Raw genomic sequence first — 19,588 nt, 5'->3', positions numbered from 1 at the left:
CGGCTACTCATCAATTTCCAGTGCACGTTTACCCTCATTGAGGTAGTTTTTGAGATAACTATCAATCACACGTGGGTTTTGACCATCCTGAATGGCCAAAACACCGTCCATAATCAAGCGGCGATTAAGCGTCTCTTGATCCCGGCGCAGAGACAATTTATCAGCAATAGGAAAGAACACCATATTCGACAAAATCGCACCATATAACGTGGTTAACAGCGCAACAGCCATTGCAGGACCTATCGATTTTGGATCGTCCATATTCGACAACATTGCCACCAAACCAACTAGGGTACCAATCATTCCCATCGCTGGAGCAACGTCACCAAATGCGCGGAAAACCCCCGTTCCTTGCGTGTGTCGTTCATCCGTGAGGGCGATATCTTTTTGCAAAGCGGCGCGCACAACGTCGGCGTCATGCCCATCGACTAACAAATCAATGCCCTTTTGCATAAAGTTATTGGTGATTTCCATTTCCTCTAATGCAAGAAAACCACCTTTACGTGCGGCGTCAGCCATTTCGACAATTTTAGCAATCAAATCTTCAGGTTCGTCCGACTTAAACATAAAAGCTTTACCTGCGATTTTTGTCGCACCAAAGAACTGCCCTATCGTAAACTTCATTAACACGACAAAGGTTGAGCCACCTACAACAATAAGGATTGAGGTCACATCAACAAACATACCAATGCTACCGCCTAATATCATCGCCATGATGACAAAGGCAAAACCACCAATCAAACCTAATAGGGTTGCTAAATCCACAAAGCACTCCTCACGCTAAAATCCAATATTGCCACTTAAGACGAATTATCAACTGTATCGGCCACAAACACAGAATTTTTAGGAAAAACTTAGTAAACCGATCACAAATACGATCAGACACACTTCTCTAATTTCTCACTATTCGCCTTTCTCGGGTATTTAGAGCCAATTTTGTGACAATTTTATGAGGTTAAATTTGACCAAGTTACTAGGCTAGGGTAACTTTCGTGCATCCTATAAAAGGCGAATTTAAGGCAGAGAAGAGATGGCGGTCAAGAAACCTGAAAACATGACCTTCGAAGCAACCATTGAAGAGCTCGATAGCGTCGTAGAACAATTAGAGAACGGGGATCTTGCCCTCGATGATGCCCTACGTAAGTTTGAACGTGGCATTGCTCTCGCACGAGCAGGTCAAACCAAGTTAAGCGATGCGGAACAACGTGTCAGCATTCTACTTAGTGAAGATGACGAGGCGCCGTTAAGTGACTTCACCCCAGATTCAGAGTAACAATCAGTAGTGAGCAATGTGATGCAACAGACATTGACGTCTTTTCAACAAAGAAACAATCATCAATTGAATTTATGGTTAGAACAGCTCCCATATCAAGAGCAGCCATTGATTCAAGCAATGAAGTATGGGCTTTTGTTAGGCGGTAAGCGCGTTCGCCCTTATCTCGTTTACATCACAGGTCAAATGCTTGGTTGTGAGGCGGAAGATTTAGATACCCCAGCTGCTGCTATCGAATGCATTCACGCCTACTCGCTTATCCATGATGATCTGCCTGCAATGGATGATGACGAGCTGCGACGAGGTCAGTTAACGTGTCATATTAAGTTTGACGAAGCGACGGCTATACTGACTGGTGATGCCCTGCAAACGCTCGCGTTTACAATCATTGCCGATGGCAAACTGAGTTCATACGCTGAACCTCAGCGAATCAAAATGATCAAAGCTTTAGCGGACGCCTCTGGCGCCAATGGCATGTGTGTTGGACAAGCGCTCGATTTAGCTGCGGAAAACCGTCAAATATCTTTGCACGAGATGGAAGAAATCCATCGCAAAAAAACAGGCGCTCTGATCGACTGCGCCGTCAAACTCGGAGCCCTCGCCGCTGGTGAAAAAGGCCTTGAGGTTTTACCTCAGCTAGAACGCTACTCAAAAGCAATTGGTTTAGCGTTTCAGGTTCAAGACGACATTCTTGATATCATTAGTGACACAGAAACACTAGGTAAGCCGCAAGGTTCAGACCTTGAGTTGAACAAAAGCACTTACCCGTCTTTACTGGGTTTAGATGGAGCGATTGAGAAAGCTCACACTCTACTGCAGGAAGCACTTCAAGCATTGGAAGCTATCCCATACAATACCCAGTTACTAGAAGAGTTCGCCCGATATGTCATCGAGCGCAAGAACTAACACTATAAGCGCGCAATTATATGACTCTTGATATTTCAAAATACCCAACGCTGGCCTTAGCAAATACTCCGGAAGAGTTGCGTCTACTTCCAAAAGAAACATTACCAACGCTGTGTGATGAGCTTCGAACGTATCTGCTAAATTCAGTTAGCCAGTCTAGCGGACACTTAGCGTCTGGCTTAGGCACCGTAGAGTTAACGGTCGCTCTGCATTACGTTTATAACACACCAATTGACCAATTGATCTGGGATGTGGGTCATCAGGCTTATCCACATAAAATCCTAACCGGACGGCGTGATAAGATGCCGACCATCCGCCAAAAAGATGGGTTACACCCCTTCCCTTGGCGTGAAGAAAGTGAATATGACACGCTCTCCGTTGGTCACTCTTCTACGTCGATCAGTGCTGGACTTGGTATGGCCATTAGTGCACAACAAGAAGGAAAAGGCCGCAAGGTTGTCAGTGTGATCGGCGATGGCGCAATTACCGCGGGCATGGCTTTTGAAGCGATGAACCATGCTGGTGACATTCATCCTGACATGTTGGTGATCTTAAACGACAACGAAATGTCGATTTCAGAAAACGTTGGCGCGCTGAACAATCATTTAGCCAAAGTCCTGTCAGGCAGCCTTTATACTTCCATTCGCGAAGGGGGCAAAAAAGTGCTTTCGGGCGTACCGCCAATCAAAGAGTTAGTACGTCGTACGGAAGAGCACCTTAAAGGCATGGTGGTGCCAGGCACTCTGTTTGAAGAGTTCGGTTTCAATTACATTGGCCCTATTGATGGACACGATGTGAATGAACTGGTCAAAACGCTGAAAAATATGCGTGAACTGAAAGGTCCACAATTTCTGCATATCATGACTAAAAAAGGCAAAGGTTATGAGCCAGCAGAGAAAGATCCTATTGGGTATCATGGTGTACCGAAATTTGATCCAAGCCATAACTGCCTTCCAAAGAGCAGCGGTGGCAAGCCGACCTTTTCAAAAATCTTTGGTGATTTCTTATGTGATATGGCCTCTCAAGATCCTAAACTGATGGCTATCACGCCCGCCATGCGCGAAGGATCTGGCATGGTTCGATTTTCAAAAGAATACCCAGAGCAATACTTTGATGTTGCTATCGCAGAGCAACATGCAGTGACACTCGCCACCGGCATGGCGATTGCGGGTAACCACCCGATCGTCGCTATCTACTCAACGTTCTTGCAGCGTGGCTACGATCAGTTAATCCATGACATTGCAATTATGAACTTACCAGTGATGTTCGCAATAGATCGAGCAGGACTTGTTGGTGCAGACGGTCAAACGCACCAAGGTGCCTTTGACTTGAGCTTTATGCGCTGCATTCCAAACATGGTGATCATGGCGCCAAGTGACGAAAACGAGTGCCGTCAGATGCTCTACACAGGCCACAAACATACCGGGCCAAGTGCCGTGCGTTACCCACGCGGCAGTGGCATGGGGACAGAGGTTAACAACGAATTTTCTGCACTTGAAATCGGTAAAGGTCGAATCTTACGTGAAGGCAATAAAGTCGCCATTCTAAACTTTGGTACGTTCTTAGCTAACGCGTTAGAAGCGGCAGAAAAACTCAATGCGACCGTGGCAGACATGCGTTTTGTCAAACCACTGGACGAAGCCCTTATTCGTCAGCTGGCTGCGGAGCATGATGTGCTTATCACGTTAGAAGAAAACGTCGTTGCTGGCGGTGCAGGTGCTGGCGTGGTGGAGTTCATGATGAAAGATAAAATCATCATGCCAGTACTCAACCTCGGTTTACCAGACGCCTTTATTCCTCAAGGCACACAAGAAGAGCTGCACGAAGAGCTTGGCCTAGATGCGAAAGGAATCGAAGCGGCTATCACAGATTACTTGAACAAGTAAAAACACCGATAAAATATAAACAAGGGATGCGTCAGCATCCCTTTTTTGTATTCGTTAGTGCTCGCATGATGCCAACCTGAAGTGAGCTATTTCATCCAGCCAGCATAGTGGGCGACCAAATACAGGACAACGCCAGCCATAATACCTGCGACGATATCATCAACCATGATCCCTAACCCACCATGAATTCGCTTATCCAACCATCCAATCGGCCAAGGCTTCACCATGTCGAAAAAGCGAAACAAGATAAATCCTGTAAGTAACCACTTCCACTCAGTGATAGGGATATTCAGCGCAGGAACAATACCCATGGTGATCCAAAAACCAGCGAACTCATCCCACACAATCGAACCGTGGTCATGGACGCCCATATCATCAGACGTCACCTGGCAGATCTTAATGCCAACAACACATGAGATCAGAACGACAACCACATACGCAGCAAAAGGCAACTGCGCCAAGAGTAAAAAGAAAGGAACCGCCGCTAACGTGCCCATGGTTCCCGGAATGAGTGGCGATAAACCACTACCAAAGCCGGTGGCCAATAAATGCCATGGATTTTTTAATGAAAGCAGATAAAGAGGGTTCGTCATATTGTTAAACCTATTCTACGGGTTTGGCTTCGATGTTACTGGAAGTGGTCAAAACCACTCAGGTCCCAATCGAGAGGTTGATGATTATCATGCAGCTCAAACGTACCATTCGGCCTAATTTGACCGATGCAGGTGACTTTACACCCAATATGAGACAGTGCACTTTGTAGTGATCCACGATTTTGTTCCGAGACCGTAAAACACAACTCATACTCTTCACCGCTGGATAAAGCGTATTGCTGCGCACTCACCTTATCATCTAAAAACTGAGCAAGCTCCGAAGAGATAGGCAATTGCGAGACATCAATACTGACACCAACTTGCGAGCGTTGCAAAATATGCTTTATATCAGAAATAAGTCCATCTGAGATATCTATCGCTGATGATGCAAGACCAACTAATGCCTGTCCAGCCAATACTCGAGGCGTACTAAGGTAATGAGCTTTTTCTAACGCTTCAGCCCCAACTCGGTGACGCAGTGCGTCATCAAGAATAACATCTAACCCCGCTTTCGCATCACCCAGATTTCCTGTCACATACACCCAATCCCCCACATTTGCGCCGGATCGTTGCAGTGCTTTTCCTTCTGCGACAAAGCCTTGCACCGTGAGTGTTAAGCTCAACGGGCCTTTCGTCGTATCGCCACCAATTAACTGGATACCAAAATAATCGGCGAGCGCAAAAAAGGCATCACAAAAAGGCGCTAACCACGCTTCATCAGGCTCCGGCATTGTTAAAGCAAAACTGACCCAAGCAGGCGTCGCCCCCATGGCAGCAAATCACTAATGTTCGAAGCCAATGCTTTGTGGGCAACCCAAGCAGGGTTGGCGTGCGGCAGAAAATGAGTACCAGCCACTAATGTATCAGTGCTAATTGCGATCTGAACATTCGCAGGGGCTTTGACCAGAGCACAGTCATCCCCTCCGGCTAGGTGAACATCTTTGCGTTGGTTTTGACGACCAACAAAATACTTCTCAATCAGGTTAAATTCACCAGACATCATGACATCTATCTTATTGACATAAAAAAGGTCAGCGTATGCTGACCTTTTCATAAAAGAAATTGTTATTTCTTGCGAACGTGAGGTGCGGCTTTATCAAGTACACCATTTACAAACTTGTGGCTATCTTCAGCTGCAAATACTTTTGCAAGTTCAATCGCTTCATTGATAACAACTTTGTAAGGAACATCTTCGCGACGCGTCATCTCGTACATAGCAAGACGAAGAAGGGCGAGTTCCATCATATCCAGGTCCTGCATCGGACGGGAAGTGTATGGACGGATTTTACTATCTAGTTCAGCGTGGCTAAGTACAACACCGCCTAGTAGTTCACGAAAATACTCTACGTCAGTTTCTGGCGCAGTAAGCGCTGGTTCTGATGCGTGAAGATCTTCTTCATCGTATTTGTCACCAGACAAAAACTGTTGTTCGATCGTGGCAACATTCTCTTTGGTAATTTGCCATGAATAGATCGCTTGTAGAGCGAATTGACGTGCATTACGACGTGCGGCTGGTTTCACACTGGCCCCCATTAGGAATCAATTTCAGATAGTACATTAATCATTTCAAGTGCGCTTAGTGCAGCCTCTGCACCTTTATTACCAGCCTTGGTTCCTGCGCGTTCAATCGCTTGATCGATCGTATCAACAGTCAAAACACCAAATGCAACTGGAATACTGAATTCCATAGACACTTGCGCCAGACCTTTATTCATTTCACTACAAACATAGTCAAAGTGAGGCGTACCGCCGCGAATAACTGAACCCAAAGATACAATCGCATCAAATTTGCCAGTTTTAGCAACACGTTGAGCAACAAGAGGCAGCTCGACGGCACCTGGGCAACGTACAACAGTAATGTTGTCTTCGCTTACTTGTCCGTGACGTTTTAGTGTATCGATCGCACCAGAAAGTAGGCTTTCGTTAATAAAACTATTGAAACGAGAAATAACGATAGCAATTTTTGCATTTGGCGCTGGGAAGCCACCCTCGATCACTTTCATAAGCTTTCCTTTAACTCTATTTATAAGTGAAATATTTTCTTCAAGTGAGAATCGCCGGATTCTAGCACAAATTTGTGAGCAATATCTAATAGAAATTAGCGTCCCTAACCCTTTACGGCATGAACGACATAAAGACTAAAAACTTTACGCTCAACGCTTATTCGCAAACGTACTCAACGACGTTCAGACCAAAACCACCTAAGGCGTGGTATTTCTTATTGGTCGACGAGAGCAAACGCATATCATTCACGCCAAGATCAGCAAGAATCTGAGAGCCAACCCCAACCCGACGCGACGTTCCCTGCTTCTTAGCAAGAGTTGGAGCCTCTCCTTTGTCTTGCGCTTCAAACATTTTGACGCGATGGATCAGCAGTTCAGTGGAGTCTTCATGCCCAAGTACCACTAACACCCCACCTTCTTCACCAATACGTTTCATTGCTTTGTCCAGCGTCCAACTGCGCTCTGCGTTACGGTCACTGCGCAATAAGTCAGTAAATACATCTTGGAGATGGACACGTACCAACGGCGCATCACCTTTGAGGTCGCCGCGGCACATTGCATAGTGCACTTGATTATCGATCGTATCTTTGTACGTAACCAAGTTAAACTCACCAAACTCAGTCGGTAACTTACATTCAGCCACTCGCTCAATGGTCGTTTCAGTGTTATTTCGATATTCGATTAAATCGGCAATCGTACCCAATTTAATACCGTGCTTTTCAGCAAAGACTTCGAGATCTGGTCGACGAGCCATACTGCCATCATCGTTTAAAATTTCGACGATTACAGAAGCGGGCTCAAAGCCAGCTAGACGAGCTAAGTCACACCCGGCTTCCGTATGGCCCGCGCGTGTTAATACTCCACCCTCTTGCGCTGCTAATGGGAAGATATGGCCAGGTTGAACCAAATCCGCCGCTTTGGCATCCGGAGCAACAGCCGCTTGGACAGTGCGAGCTCGGTCAGCAGCAGAGATACCCGTTGTCACGCCTTCAGCAGCTTCAATCGATACAGTAAAATTCGTGGTGTACTGAGCATTGTTGTCTTGCACCATCGGTGGCAAACCCAGTTTTTCACAACGCTCTTTGGACATGGTCAGGCAGATCAAACCTCGCCCGTGGGTCGCCATAAAGTTGATCGCTTCCGGCGTAATATGCTCGGCAGCCATGATCAAGTCACCTTCATTCTCTCGGTCTTCATCATCCATCAAGATGACCATTTTACCTAAGCGAATATCGTCAATAATTTCTTGTGGTGTACTGATTGGCATATTCTGTTTCCCGTTTTTAAATTTATTATTACACACTGGTCGTGACTGAGTAGGATCTCAACATGTTGAGCGGTTTAAGCAAACCCGTTTTTCTGCAAGAATTCCATAGTGATACGCGATTCTGATTTTTCTTCTTGCTGTCCTTGAAGCAATCGCTCCATATAGCGAGCGAGCACATCCACTTCTAAGTTCACTTTACGACCCACTTGGAATTGATCGATCGTTGTCTCTTCACTCGTGTGAGGCACAATGGTGAGCTTAAACGCATTCTTGCGCAGATCGTTCACGGTCAGGCTAATGCCATCCACCGTTATCGAGCCTTTTCCTGCAACGTACTTGCTAATTTCTGCTGGCATCGCAACCCAAAACTCTATCGCACGCCCAACCTGATTGCGTTCAATAATTTCACCAACGCCATCGACGTGTCCAGATACGATATGACCACCAAAACGTGTCGTCGGTAACATGGCTTTTTCTAGGTTAACCTTCTCCCCTACCTGATATTGTGCAAAACCCGTCATTTTCAGCGTTTCTAACGACAAATCGGCACTGTAATGGTTCGGGCCGAAATCAATGACCGTTAAACACACACCGTTGGTCGCGATACTGTCACCGAGCTTAACGTCAGACATATCCAACGTCCCCGTTTCTACCGTTACGGTGATGTCTTCACCTTTGGGGGTAATCGCAGTAAGTTTACCTACTGCTTCAACAATTCCTGTAAACATAGTGCTTCTTTTCTAAAGTTCTTTGCGCGCAATGGAGGCAGTAATACGAATATCCGGCCCGATCATGCGCACATCGGTAACGTCCAAGTCAATGACCTCTGCCATGTCGGTAAGTCCAAGCGCGCCAATGAGACCTCGGCCATCACTGCCCATTAACTTAGGAGCAAGATAAACCACCAATTCATCCACAAGGTTAGCGTGAATCAGTGCACTGGCGAGTGTCGCGCCCGCTTCAACCCACAGATGGTTAATTTGATACTTGTTTGCGACTCTTTTTAATGTTGCCGCAAGATCAATTTGTCCAGCATTGTCCAATTGCGGTGCGATATCACCCTCGCTACTAACAAGGATACGCTCCCCGGCGCTGTTGAACAATTTGAGATCCGGTTTAAGTTGATGTTGTCGATCTAATATCACTCGACTCGGTTGACGCACATCTTCCGCAGCATACTGAGATTTTACACTCGCGGGTAAATCATTCCATCTAACATTTAACGAGGCATCATCATCAATCACCGTCTTACTGGTCGACAAGACTCCACCACTCATAGCGCGAAATCGTTGTACATCTTGGCGAGCTTGCGAGGAGGTAATCCACTGGCTCTGACCATTGCTTAGAGCGCTTTGCCCATCTAAGCTTGCCGCCATTTTTAGTTGAACGAATGGCATATCGGTTTGCATGAACTTAATAAAGCCCCTGTTAAGCATAAGCGCATCGATCTCAAGTAAACCGACTTGGACGTCAATGCCTGCATCACGTAGCATTTGAATACCGCGACCCGAGACTCTAGGGTTGGGATCTTGCATTGCACATACCACACGGGCTACTTTGGCGTTAATGAGCCTTCTGCGCAAGGTGGCGTACGACCATAATGAGAACAGGGCTCCAGTGTCACATACGCCGTCGCACCTTGAGCTTTATCACCAGCCATACGCAAAGCGTGCACTTCAGCATGAGGCTCTCCCGCACGGTAGTGATAACCTTCGCCCACAATCTGTTCGTCACGGACAATAACGCATCCGACGTTAGGATTTGGTGCGGTCGTATACATGCCTTGTTTCGCTAACGTAATCGCACGTGACATCATCGCAAAATCTTGAGGAGAATATTCTGTCTGAGGAGTGTGTTGAGTCATGCTTTGTTTGGTTCTCAAGGTTTAATCTTCAAGGCGGGCGATCTCTTCACCAAACTCTCGAATATCTTCGAAGCTGCGATAGACCGATGCAAAACGGATATAAGCCACTTTGTCCAACTCTTTGAGCTGATCCATGACTAAGTTACCAATCATGTCACTTGGAACTTCACGCTCACCCGTAGCACGAAGTTGCGATTTAATCATACTGATCGCTAATTCAATGGCGTCGGCACTCACAGGACGTTTTTCTAGAGCGCGCTGGATACCGCCTACCATTTTATCTTCATCGAACGGTTCACGGTTGCCATTTGATTTGATCACTTTAGGCATGACCAGTTCAGCTGTTTCGAATGTCGTAAAGCGCTCACTGCATGCGAGACACTGACGTCGACGACGGACCTGGTGACCATCTGCAACCAGTCGGGAATCTATTACTTTTGTTTCGTTCTCGGAACAAAAAGGACAATGCATATCACCTCCAAATAAACCGCTTAAAAAGCATCAATAGTGTAGCGGAATTGATAACTTAGAGAAAACAAAAAGGGGCACTGACGCCCCTTTTTCATTCAATATGAGATTGTTTTTGTTAACTTCGTACTAAAGTGGCTAACTCCGTGCTAAATAGTTGGCTTTCCCCACCCATTTATAACTGGTTAGCTCTTCTAGGCCCATAGGCCCACGCGCGTGCAGTTTTTGTGTCGATACAGCGACTTCAGCACCTAGACCAAATTGCGCACCGTCGGTAAATCGTGTTGCTGCGTTAACGTAAACCGCTGCAGAGCCGACAGAGTTTATAAACAACTCAGAATTTTCAAGGCTGTTAGTCATGATCGCATCAGAGTGACTGGCGTTGTGTACGCGCATATGGTCAATCGCATCTTTTACGTCCGACACCACTTTCACACCTAACGTGAAACTCAGCCATTCAGTATCGAAGTCTCCTTCGCCCGCTTCACGAATTTGTTTAGCATCCACCATCAAAGCTTTCGCCTTTGTTTCTGCAACAAAAGTGACTTTGTCATTTAGGCGTTCGACCAACATAGGTAGGAAGTCTGCGGCAATGTTTTCATGTACTAGTAATGTATCGAGCGAATTACAGGCTGAAGGACGTTGAACTTTTGAGTTTTCAACTACGTTCAACGATTTTGCTAGATCGGCAGATTCATCGACAAAGATATGACTGATACCAAAACCACCGATAATAACGGGAATGGTACTGTTCTCTTTGCACATTTTATGCAAACCAGCGCCACCACGAGGAATAATCATATCCACATAGTCATCGAGTTTAAGCAGTTGAGACACCAATTCACGGTCTGGCTTTTCAATGTATTGAACTGAGGCAGCTGGCAGGTTCGCTTTTGCTAACGCTGACTGGATAACTTTAACCAACTCCATATTCGAGAAGAACGTTTCTTTCCCCCCGCGCAAGATACTGGCGTTGCCGGTTTTCAGACACAAAGCAGCGATATCAATTGTCACGTTCGGACGCGCTTCGTAAATCACGCCAACCACACCCAGTGGTACGCGACGTCGTGATAGCGACATGCCGTTTTCTAATACTTTACTGTCAATTTCACTGCCAACCGGGTCGCTCAAGCTGATGACATTACGAACATCATTGGCAATACCTGTGAGTCGCTCCTCGTTTAGAAGCAATCGGTCAAGTAAAGCTTCGGTTAAACCTGCTTCACGGCCAAGATCGATGTCCTTCGCGTTCGCAGCCAAAATGGCTGCTGAGTTTGCTTCTAGCTCATCCGCGATGATGGCAAGTGCTTGGTTTTTCTGTGCTGTTGACGCTGTCGCCAGTTCAAATGCTGCGTCTTTGGCAGCTTTTCCCATGTACGTTAAATCCACGTTGCTTCCCTTAATTTCTATTCTTGAATGACGACAAGGTCATCTCTATGAATGACTTCAGAGCCATAATCATGGCCTAAAATAGAGATAATATCTTTACTGTGCTTACCCGCAATTTTAGTTAGGTCGTCATTGGAATAGGCACTGATACCACGTGCGACTAACTTACCGTGTGTGTTTGTCACTCGCACAACTTCACCACGAGCAAAGTCACCACTCACTTTAGTTACTCCTTTGGCCAATAGGCTGCTGCCCTTTTCCACAACAGCCTTAACTGCACCATCATCAATAATAATATCACCAGAAGCCGCTGGGCCCGCTAAGATCCAACGCTTGCGGTTTTCCAATGATTCTGCACACGGTAAGAAACGGGTACCTTGTGGCTCTGCGCTCAATGAATCAAAAATAACGTTTGGTGCGCTGCCCGCTGCGATAATGACCTCAATCCCCGCTCGACGCGCAATATCAGCAGCTTGGAGCTTGGTTGCCATACCACCAGTACCTAGTGTTGTTCCACTACCACCTGCGATTTTACGCAATGTATCATCAATGGTTTTTACTTCTTTGATCAACTCAGCATTAGGGTCTTTGCGTGGATCCGCGGTAAATAACCCTTTCTGATCAGTAAGAAGCAGTAACTTATCCGCACCACATAAAATGCCCACGAGTGCCGATAAGTTGTCGTTGTCGCCTACTTTGATTTCACTGGTTGCCACGGCATCGTTTTCATTCACGATTGGAATAATGTCGTTTGCGACCAGTGCATTGACGGTATCGCGAGCATTCAAAAAGCGTTCACGATCTTCCAAGTCAGCACGCGTAAGCAGCATTTGGCCGATCTTAATCCCATAAATGGCAAATAAAGACTCCCATGTTTGAATCAAGCAACTTTGTCCCACAGCAGCCAGCAACTGTTTGCTCGCCATCTCGTTGGGGAGTGCGGGGTATCCAAGGTGCTCACGCCCTGCTGCGATAGCACCAGACGAAACCATTACGATGGAATGGCCTTGTTTCTTAAGTTCAGCACACTGACGTGCCAGCTCAACCATATGAGCACGGTCTAACGCCAATGTACCGCCTGTCAGCACACTTGTACCCAGTTTCACAACGACCGTTTGAGGTTGCGAAACATCTGCATTTTGTTGATTCGTTGTCATGATGTCTTTTGAAGTGAAAACAAATATAAAGAGAGGATGTTTTAACAATCCAAGCGGTATTAAACAAGAGAAAAGGTGCGAAAACGCACCTTTTTACTGTATATAAAAAGAAAACAGCCAAATATCAAAATAAAACAGTCAAATTAAGCAAAATCGAAAGACTCCGTATGGTATTCAACTTCTAATTTGAAATGCTCTTCTAACGTATCGACTAACTTTTGATGGAAGGTGCTTTGCGTTGCATAGACTTCCTCAACGGTTTTCTTTGGTAGGGTTTCAGACACCCATTGGCCTTCTTTATTGTACTTGCCAATGTGGTAGTTTGCGGTAAAACCACCGTCAATGGATTCTAAATCCATCCACCACCCCCAAAACTCGCGTTTTTCTGGTGACTTTTTATCGTCTACACAAACCGAAAGGCAATCAAAATAGTAGCGCCCTTGTTGTGATTGAGGCTCGCGTAGATAAGGACCTATCCCTTTTAACTTTGACATCAAGCGAAAATGAGTCGGTCCTTGAGCTGTTTGTGACATATGAATCTCCATTTTCATAATAAACACCCAAGAATAGTTATGTTCATACTCTTGCCACCTCAAGATGAAGTCATAAATCGCGGTACCGCTTTTTTCACCAAGAATGACAATGTATCCAAATCATCGTCATTCCAAAAAGCGAATACATACTCGCAGAGCAACCATCTTGACGTTACTAGAGTATTGCAGAGCTTATTTTTTGCTCATATGCACTACTGTTAACTAATTTGGGTGCGTTGTCATCTTAATAATTCATCTTCTAGCCAATTAATCGCTAAATCGAGGGATTGCTCATACCCTTTTGTAATTGTTTTAGAACTAATTTTCTTCGCTTTACCATAATGACTAAACAAGGCCACCAGCTGATTATCGCTGTGTGGCGACACGGGGTCCCCCTCTAAACCCAATGCCAATATTGGCACTTTAGTTTTTCGATGACTCAAGAATCCTTGCACTTTTAACGACCAAGCCATCATCTGGCCAGCCATGCTATTGATATCTACAGGGCTCTTGCCAATCCTAGACGCCAACATATCAAGATACATCTTAGGCATTTGTTGCAGTTTCTTCGGTGACGTGAATAGGTCGTGAACGGGCGCGCCCATTGCGACACACGCTTTGATCTTTTCTTGTTCGACAAACGACAATCTAACCATGGCATTGCCACCGAAACGAAAGCCAATCAAGCCAACTTTGTGGTGGTCAACGTAAGGAATGGAATACAGCTCATTAAGCACGGCTTGGTGTAAACAGCTAGTATCTTCAGTCAAAGGCCAATGAGAACTGTGTCCGATGGACGGCATATCCACCGTCAACATTGCAATGTCTTTCGGTGCAAAATGGTTGCGAAACAGGCGCCACATATCCGTTTGTAAGCTGTCCAAGCCTGCACTCACCATCACAACAGGCAATTGTTTGTCCGTTCTTGGTAAGTGTAATGTCGCCATGATTTTTCGTTTTTGGTAAGGCACTTCAATTTGCTTGATCGTATATTTACTTTTTTCTGCGCCCTCAGAATATGCCTTGTTTGCTAAGACTTGGGCCTGCAACGCTAAGTTATCGTTCTTCAAGTGAGGGTAACCTGCGATGCTAAAACACAACGAGGCAGTGAACAGCTCATCGGCAGCCTCTTCACCTTTCATCTCACTCGAACGGCGTTGATGGTCCATGCCCAGTTTTATCCATTCAAATGTCCAGTTACCATTGTGGTAACCCATCACGGTATCCAACCAATCATCGTGCGTTCTCGAGTGAGATGAAGAAGCAATTTTGGACAGAACACCTTCCATTTCAATGGGTGACACCCCTTGCCATGCCCATTGCAGACGGCGTAAATGTCGATACCATGCGCGATCTCCAACTTCCAAACGTTCATCAAGAATCTTTTGACTGGTTGGCATGTACTGAGTAAGAGCGGAGGTTTCTTTCGCTTGCTTGTGCTTGACAAATAACGTTTCGGAAAGGTTTTTGCTTATTTCTTCAGACATATACTGAGCCTTAGGCTATCTAGAATATTTACATGATAATAAAAAAAATGCCCCTAAACAGGGGCATTTCTCAATATTCTTTCACTGCGACTATTTACGCTTGCGATTCACAGGCTCAGCAAACTGGATAGACATATCCCATGGCTGTTCAATCCATGTGTCTTGCGCAATATCGACCACGTAATCATCAAGCAAATCCTTACCGGAAGGTTTAGCACACACAGCTATCAATTTTGCTTTCGGGTACATTTCACGTAATTTACGCGCAGTGTCACCACTATCCACTAGGTCTTCAACGATTAAGTAACCTTCACCGTCACCCTCAGGCGCTTTAAGTACACTCATGTCGTGCTGATGATCATGATCATAGCTAGAGATACAGATGGTATCGACGTAACGAATACCCAGCTCACGAGCTAGAATCGCACCAGGAACCAAACCACCTCTGCTCACGGCCCAAATGCCCTTCCATTGCTCAGCTGGCATCTGTTTTTCTGCCAGTTCACGGCAATAGCTCTGCATCGCATCCCAAGTGATGATGAATTTTTTACTCATTGTAATAACCTAATTATTTTAAAATATGCATCCCTAATTCTAGCGAAACGCATTCATGCGAACCGTTCACTAGCGTTCGACAAACGAACCAATACGGGGATTTCAAGCTGCGCAAACGATTATTCTACCGAAACCCCTTCCTAATACCAATGGTGATCTCAAAATTCGACGTTGAGAGCGTAGAAAAATCGATTTCGGTGAACAATGTCAAAATAAAAAAGCCAGTGCGAACACACGATTCACACTGGCTTTTGCTAAAGATGATTAACCAGCAAGGTATTTAATAATGAAGATGGCTGCCATTACCCAAACGCTTGCAGAAACCTCACGACCTTTACCACTGAACAGTTTGATCGCAGCATAAGCGATGAAACCAAGTGAAATGCCTTCTGCAATAGAGAACGTGAGTGGCATAACCAGACACGTGACAACGACGGGAGCAGCTTCTGTTAGATCGCGCCAATCAATGCTTACCAATCCAGACAGCATAAGGATCGCAACGTAGAATAGAGCGCCAGAGGTCGCGTAAGCTGGGATCATTCCAGCAAGCGGAGAAAATAGCAGTGCCAAAATGAACAAGACGCCTACAACAACCGCGGTGAGACCAGTACGGCCACCTGCGGCAACGCCCGACACACTTTCAACGTAGGATGTCGTGTTTGAAGTGCCTAACAGTGCACCAACAGAGGTGGCTGTAGAGTCAGCAAGCAGCGCTTTATTCAAGCGAGGAATATTGCCGTTTTCGTCGGTTAGACCCGCTTTTTGAGACACACCCACCAAGGTGCCAGCTGTGTCGAACAAATCAACAAACAAAAATGCAAACACGACGGAAATCATGCCAACTTCAAACAAGCCAGAAAAATCTAATTGCAAGAAAGTAGGCGCAATACTTGGTGGTGTCGACATCAAACCATGCCATTGCACATCACCAAAAACAATGCCTAGACCAGTGATCGCAAGAATCGCGATCATGACCGCACCTTTGACACCACGATGAACCAGCGCAATAGTTAAGAAAAAACCAATTGATGCTAAGACGCTGGTAACGATGTTATGTGCCCCATAGAAACTAAGGTTGCAGGGTTATCAACAACAATCCCGGCATTTTTTAATGAAATAAAGGCTAGGAAGAGACCAATACCGGCCGAGATACCAGTGCGCAGTGAGTGTGGTATCGAGTTGATAATCCATTCACGAATTTTAAATATACTGAGCGCAATAAAAAGCAGGCCGGATACAAACACCGCCGCCAATGCGACTTGCCAAGTGTAACCCATGCCTAATACTACCGAGTAGGTGAAGAAAGCATTCAGTCCCATACCTGGCGCTTGTGCGATCGGGTAGTTTGCCACTAGTCCCATAATGAAACAGCCAATCGCTGCTGCTAAACAAGTCGCAACAAAAACGGCACCACGATCCATCCCCGTATCAGACAAAATAGCTGGGTTCACAAAAATGATGTATGCCATAGTGAGGAAGGTAGTAATACCTGCAATGACCTCAGTGCGCACATTTGTGCCATTTTCACTGAGTTTAAAGAGCCTTTCGAGCATGTTCGAATCCTATAATAGGTAAAGTAAACGGTTGCGTAATCGATTGGCAAAATTATAAAGTCATCAATTAACAAATTCCAGATAGAATTTTCACTCTAACGTATTTTTTTTACCAGAATATGAAACCTATTCATTAGAAAATCGCGCTAGCACTTAGCTTACCCACTAATAAATAAAGAATAATTTAATCGGAAACGAAGATTCTGGAAGTGTACAGATTGAACAATGTTGTAAACTTTCAAAGTAAAAAAGTACTTTGGTAACCATTAAGTGCTTTGGAATTAGAGAAAAATAGAATGAATGGGATAAGTAATCAGATAACAGAAAGTTACTGGTTGGAAATTAAACAGTCTAAAAGAGAGAGATAAAAAAACGCCACTCAAATTGAGTGGCGGCGAATCATGGTCAGCACTACTACTGAAAAAAAATTCCAATTTATAGGGGTGAACAAACTGTTCAAGTCACATGCGTTGACTGCGTTTAGTAGCCAAAGCTTGTTGGGTATACAAAGTTGCTGGTGTAAACAGACTTGTTAGTCCAGAACATTGTACTTGGTAAACCTTTCATAAATATCACCTTCTAAATCAATTAAAACAGTCGTTGATTTCTCGGTTCCTTGGAGGCGATGGTTCGGACTCATCCTTTGAGCGTTTCATTCTTCTCTAAGAAGCTGGTTATAAATATACCATCAAGAAAATTAATTACAACACTTTAAGTGACAAATATCACAAAAATCACAAAAACTGACAAAGATCAAAATAATGATGTAATTTAATTACAAATTTGTAAGTTAGAAAACTTTTAACCATAGATACAGTAAGAGCGTCAATACGACCCGATGGGGCTTACTGTACACCCCCATAGTACTTATGTACGTAAATTGTGACACTTTTCAATCTACTCTGTCGTAAATGCTCGCCGCGACAACTACTCGTTAGTGCGCTGTGGTGGTATCCTTAGCCTTATTTAAACCAAACTCAACAATGCAGAACCTTCTACTAATTTGGTTTTCATTTTTAAGAGTATATTTGGTAAAGCACATCAAAAGGAGTCTTACGTGTCTGAATTCCATTCTGAGATCAGTACCTTATCACCTGCTCCCCTTTGGCAGTTTTTTGATAAAATTTGTTCCATCCCTCACCCATCAAAACATGAAGAGTCACTCGCTCAATACATTATTAACTGGGCTAGCGAGCAAGGGTTTGAAGTTCGTCGCGATCCTACTGGCAACGTGTTCATCAAAAAGCCTGCAACGCCAGGCATGGAAAACAAGAAAGGTGTCGTACTGCAAGCACACATCGACATGGTTCCACAAAAGAATGAAGACACCGTTCATGATTTCGCAACCGATCCTATTCAGCCTTACATTGATGGAGAATGGGTAACGGCGAAGGGTACAACCTTGGGTGCTGACAACGGTATTGGTATGGCCTCTTGTCTTGCAGTTTTAGCCTCAAAGGGTATCAAGCACGGTCCACTGGAAGTCTTACTGACTATTGACGAAGAAGCAGGTATGACAGGCGCATTCGGCCTCGAAGAAGGTTGGTTAGAAGGTGATATTCTTCTCAATACCGACTCAGAGCAAGAAGGCGAAGTGTATATGGGTTGCGCAGGTGGCGTCGATAGCTCCATGACCTTCTCTATTACCCGTGATGACATCCCTGTAGGATACGTAACGCGCCAGCTGACTCTTAAAGGACTAAAAGGCGGTCACTCAGGCTGCGATATTCATACTGGTCGCGGTAATGCCAACAAATTGCTTGGTCGTTTTCTAGCAGGTCATGCTCAAGACTTGGATCTACGCTTGATAGAGTTCCGGGGCGGTAGCCTACGTAATGCGATACCGCGCGAAGCGTTTGTCACGGTTGCATTACCTGCCGAGAAACAAGAAAAACTGGCTGAAACCTTTGACCACTATACCGACTTACTTAAAGCGGAATTAGGTAAAGTAGAAACCAATATCGTCACATTTAATGACGAGATTAATTCCGATTCGAAGGTCTTTGTTGCCGCTGACCAAAAACGCTTTATCTCAGCACTGAACGCTTGTCCAAATGGCGTAATACGCATGAGCGATGACGTTGAAGGTGTGGTTGAAACCTCACTCAACGTCGGCGTGATCACCACAACAGAAGACACTGTTACTATTTTATGTCTTATTCGCTCTTTGATTGATTCAGGTCGCAGTCAAGTCGAGGGGATGCTTCGTTCAATTGCAGAACTTGCTGATGCACATATTGCTTTCTCTGGTGCATACCCTGGCTGGAAACCAGACGCTGACTCCGAAATCATGGCTATCTTCCGTGATATGTACGAAGGGATTTATGGCAACAAACCAAACATTATGGTTATTCATGCTGGTTTGGAATGCGGTCTTTTCAAAGAACCTTATCCACATATGGATATGGTGTCTTTCGGCCCTACCATTAAGTTCCCTCACTCACCTGACGAGAAAGTCAAAATCGATACGGTGCAGTTGTTCTGGGATCAGATGGTGGCTCTTTTAGAAGCCATTCCAGAAAAAGCCTAAGTAATACGCTTATCGATGTGAAAAGGGATGCATTGCATTCCTTTTTGTATTCGCTGATCTATCTAAGCGTAAGCCGACGGTCATGATAACAATTTTTTATCGTAACCTTAGCTATAATGATTCG

The 19,588-nt window shown here is 45.1% G+C and carries 17 protein-coding genes and 3 pseudogenes; 4 read left to right on the top strand and 16 right to left on the bottom strand.

Annotated elements, in window-relative coordinates:
* Window positions 1-3: 3 nt before the first annotated feature.
* Window positions 4-765 carry a flagellar motor protein PomA gene (pomA, locus tag SU60_RS09825; protein WP_041155366.1) on the bottom strand — a complete coding sequence of 254 codons (762 nt, stop codon included), beginning with the start codon at window positions 763-765 and terminating at the stop codon, window positions 4-6.
* Window positions 766-1,030: 265 nt separating this feature from the next.
* Here pomA and xseB point away from each other — a divergent pair, with 265 nt between their 5' ends.
* The 3 genes from xseB to dxs are packed head-to-tail and all read left to right on the top strand — an operon-like array spanning window position 1,031 to window position 4,065.
* The gene (xseB, locus tag SU60_RS09820) at window positions 1,031-1,273 is read left to right on the top strand and encodes an exodeoxyribonuclease VII small subunit (RefSeq protein ID WP_041155365.1); all 243 of its coding nucleotides are present in this window, start codon (window positions 1,031-1,033) and stop codon (window positions 1,271-1,273) included.
* A gap of 21 nt (window positions 1,274-1,294) precedes the next feature.
* Entirely contained in the window at window positions 1,295-2,179 is an 885-nt protein-coding gene (gene ispA, locus SU60_RS09815) for a (2E,6E)-farnesyl diphosphate synthase (protein ID WP_041155364.1), read from the top strand.
* A 20-nt stretch (window positions 2,180-2,199) separates the two neighbouring features.
* Window positions 2,200-4,065: a 1-deoxy-D-xylulose-5-phosphate synthase gene (gene dxs, locus SU60_RS09810; protein WP_041155363.1), complete on the top strand. Its 1,866-nt coding sequence runs from the start codon at window positions 2,200-2,202 to the stop codon at window positions 4,063-4,065.
* An 86-nt stretch (window positions 4,066-4,151) separates the two neighbouring features.
* On the opposite strand, the gene pgpA is transcribed toward dxs, so the two are convergent.
* From pgpA to vcdP, 15 genes and pseudogenes are all read right to left on the bottom strand, one after another.
* The gene (pgpA, locus tag SU60_RS09805; protein WP_041155362.1) at window positions 4,152-4,658 is read right to left on the bottom strand and encodes a phosphatidylglycerophosphatase A; all 507 of its coding nucleotides are present in this window, start codon (window positions 4,656-4,658) and stop codon (window positions 4,152-4,154) included.
* A 35-nt stretch (window positions 4,659-4,693) separates the two neighbouring features.
* Window positions 4,694-5,658: pseudogene (thiL, locus tag SU60_RS09800) on the bottom strand (thiamine-phosphate kinase).
* A 65-nt stretch (window positions 5,659-5,723) separates the two neighbouring features.
* Window positions 5,724-6,191, bottom strand: a complete 468-nt coding sequence (gene nusB / locus SU60_RS09795) for a transcription antitermination factor NusB (RefSeq protein ID WP_041155361.1) — start codon at window positions 6,189-6,191, stop codon at window positions 5,724-5,726.
* Complete coding sequence (gene ribH, locus SU60_RS09790; protein WP_005381572.1) at window positions 6,191-6,661, bottom strand: 6,7-dimethyl-8-ribityllumazine synthase; 471 nt, start codon at window positions 6,659-6,661, stop codon at window positions 6,191-6,193. The genes nusB and ribH overlap by 1 nt, the downstream gene beginning before the upstream one ends.
* A 157-nt stretch (window positions 6,662-6,818) precedes the next feature.
* Window positions 6,819-7,928, bottom strand: coding sequence for a bifunctional 3,4-dihydroxy-2-butanone-4-phosphate synthase/GTP cyclohydrolase II (ribBA, locus tag SU60_RS09785; RefSeq protein WP_041155360.1), 1,110 nt, complete (start codon window positions 7,926-7,928; stop codon window positions 6,819-6,821).
* A gap of 74 nt (window positions 7,929-8,002) precedes the next feature.
* A complete protein-coding gene (locus SU60_RS09780) occupies window positions 8,003-8,656 on the bottom strand; it encodes a riboflavin synthase (protein WP_041155359.1) in 654 nt (217 codons plus the stop codon).
* A 12-nt stretch (window positions 8,657-8,668) separates the two neighbouring features.
* Window positions 8,669-9,792: pseudogene (gene ribD / locus SU60_RS09775) on the bottom strand (bifunctional diaminohydroxyphosphoribosylaminopyrimidine deaminase/5-amino-6-(5-phosphoribosylamino)uracil reductase RibD).
* Window positions 9,793-9,813: 21 nt separating this feature from the next.
* Window positions 9,814-10,263, bottom strand: coding sequence for a transcriptional regulator NrdR (nrdR, locus tag SU60_RS09770; protein ID WP_041155358.1), 450 nt, complete (start codon window positions 10,261-10,263; stop codon window positions 9,814-9,816).
* 135 nt (window positions 10,264-10,398) lie between these two features.
* Window positions 10,399-11,649, bottom strand: a complete 1,251-nt coding sequence (locus SU60_RS09765) for a glutamate-5-semialdehyde dehydrogenase (RefSeq protein ID WP_041155357.1) — start codon at window positions 11,647-11,649, stop codon at window positions 10,399-10,401.
* Window positions 11,650-11,666: 17 nt separating this feature from the next.
* Window positions 11,667-12,806 carry a glutamate 5-kinase gene (gene proB, locus SU60_RS09760; protein WP_041155356.1) on the bottom strand — a complete coding sequence of 380 codons (1,140 nt, stop codon included), beginning with the start codon at window positions 12,804-12,806 and terminating at the stop codon, window positions 11,667-11,669.
* Window positions 12,807-12,949: 143 nt separating this feature from the next.
* Window positions 12,950-13,339 carry a sigma factor-binding protein Crl gene (crl, locus tag SU60_RS09755; protein WP_041155355.1) on the bottom strand — a complete coding sequence of 130 codons (390 nt, stop codon included), beginning with the start codon at window positions 13,337-13,339 and terminating at the stop codon, window positions 12,950-12,952.
* A gap of 239 nt (window positions 13,340-13,578) precedes the next feature.
* Entirely contained in the window at window positions 13,579-14,826 is a 1,248-nt protein-coding gene (gene frsA, locus SU60_RS09750; protein ID WP_041155354.1) for an esterase FrsA, read from the bottom strand.
* Window positions 14,827-14,916: 90 nt separating this feature from the next.
* Window positions 14,917-15,381 (bottom strand): xanthine phosphoribosyltransferase, encoded by a 465-nt coding sequence (gene gpt, locus SU60_RS09745; protein WP_041155353.1) that lies wholly within the window; start codon window positions 15,379-15,381, stop codon window positions 14,917-14,919.
* Between the two features lie 264 nt (window positions 15,382-15,645).
* Window positions 15,646-16,934 (bottom strand): annotated as a pseudogene (locus SU60_RS09740) (NCS2 family permease).
* A gap of 480 nt (window positions 16,935-17,414) precedes the next feature.
* Window positions 17,415-17,501 carry a small protein VcdP gene (vcdP, locus tag SU60_RS22945; protein ID WP_481078884.1) on the bottom strand — a complete coding sequence of 29 codons (87 nt, stop codon included), beginning with the start codon at window positions 17,499-17,501 and terminating at the stop codon, window positions 17,415-17,417.
* 490 nt (window positions 17,502-17,991) lie between these two features.
* On the opposite strand from vcdP, the gene SU60_RS09735 reads away from it, so the two are divergent.
* Window positions 17,992-19,464, top strand: a complete 1,473-nt coding sequence (locus SU60_RS09735; RefSeq protein WP_041155352.1) for an aminoacyl-histidine dipeptidase — start codon at window positions 17,992-17,994, stop codon at window positions 19,462-19,464.
* Window positions 19,465-19,588 lie beyond the last annotated feature (124 nt).

This window comes from Vibrio mytili, from assembly GCF_000830505.1.
In the GTDB taxonomy this organism is placed as follows: Bacteria; Pseudomonadota; Gammaproteobacteria; order Enterobacterales; family Vibrionaceae; genus Vibrio; species Vibrio mytili.
Note: the sequence above shows the minus strand (reverse complement) of the source record. Positions and strands in the feature narration are given on the sequence as shown.

What these genes read in the sequence shown, in the direction of transcription:
- nusB (WP_041155361.1), bottom strand. Translation starts at nt 6,191, where the DNA reads ATGGGGGCCAGTGTGAAACCAGCCGCACGTCGTAATGCACGTCAATTC.
- dxs (WP_041155363.1), top strand. Translation starts at nt 2,200, where the DNA reads ATGACTCTTGATATTTCAAAATACCCAACGCTGGCCTTAGCAAATACT.
- pgpA (WP_041155362.1), bottom strand. Translation starts at nt 4,658, where the DNA reads ATGACGAACCCTCTTTATCTGCTTTCATTAAAAAATCCATGGCATTTA.
- ispA (WP_041155364.1), top strand. Translation starts at nt 1,295, where the DNA reads ATGCAACAGACATTGACGTCTTTTCAACAAAGAAACAATCATCAATTG.
- SU60_RS09780 (WP_041155359.1), bottom strand. Translation starts at nt 8,656, where the DNA reads ATGTTTACAGGAATTGTTGAAGCAGTAGGTAAACTTACTGCGATTACC.
- xseB (WP_041155365.1), top strand. Translation starts at nt 1,031, where the DNA reads ATGGCGGTCAAGAAACCTGAAAACATGACCTTCGAAGCAACCATTGAA.
- nrdR (WP_041155358.1), bottom strand. Translation starts at nt 10,263, where the DNA reads ATGCATTGTCCTTTTTGTTCCGAGAACGAAACAAAAGTAATAGATTCC.
- gpt (WP_041155353.1), bottom strand. Translation starts at nt 15,381, where the DNA reads ATGAGTAAAAAATTCATCATCACTTGGGATGCGATGCAGAGCTATTGC.
- proB (WP_041155356.1), bottom strand. Translation starts at nt 12,806, where the DNA reads ATGACAACGAATCAACAAAATGCAGATGTTTCGCAACCTCAAACGGTC.
- ribBA (WP_041155360.1), bottom strand. Translation starts at nt 7,928, where the DNA reads ATGCCAATCAGTACACCACAAGAAATTATTGACGATATTCGCTTAGGT.
- ribH (WP_005381572.1), bottom strand. Translation starts at nt 6,661, where the DNA reads ATGAAAGTGATCGAGGGTGGCTTCCCAGCGCCAAATGCAAAAATTGCT.
- vcdP (WP_481078884.1), bottom strand. Translation starts at nt 17,501, where the DNA reads ATGAAAGGTTTACCAAGTACAATGTTCTGGACTAACAAGTCTGTTTAC.
- crl (WP_041155355.1), bottom strand. Translation starts at nt 13,339, where the DNA reads ATGTCACAAACAGCTCAAGGACCGACTCATTTTCGCTTGATGTCAAAG.
- frsA (WP_041155354.1), bottom strand. Translation starts at nt 14,826, where the DNA reads ATGTCTGAAGAAATAAGCAAAAACCTTTCCGAAACGTTATTTGTCAAG.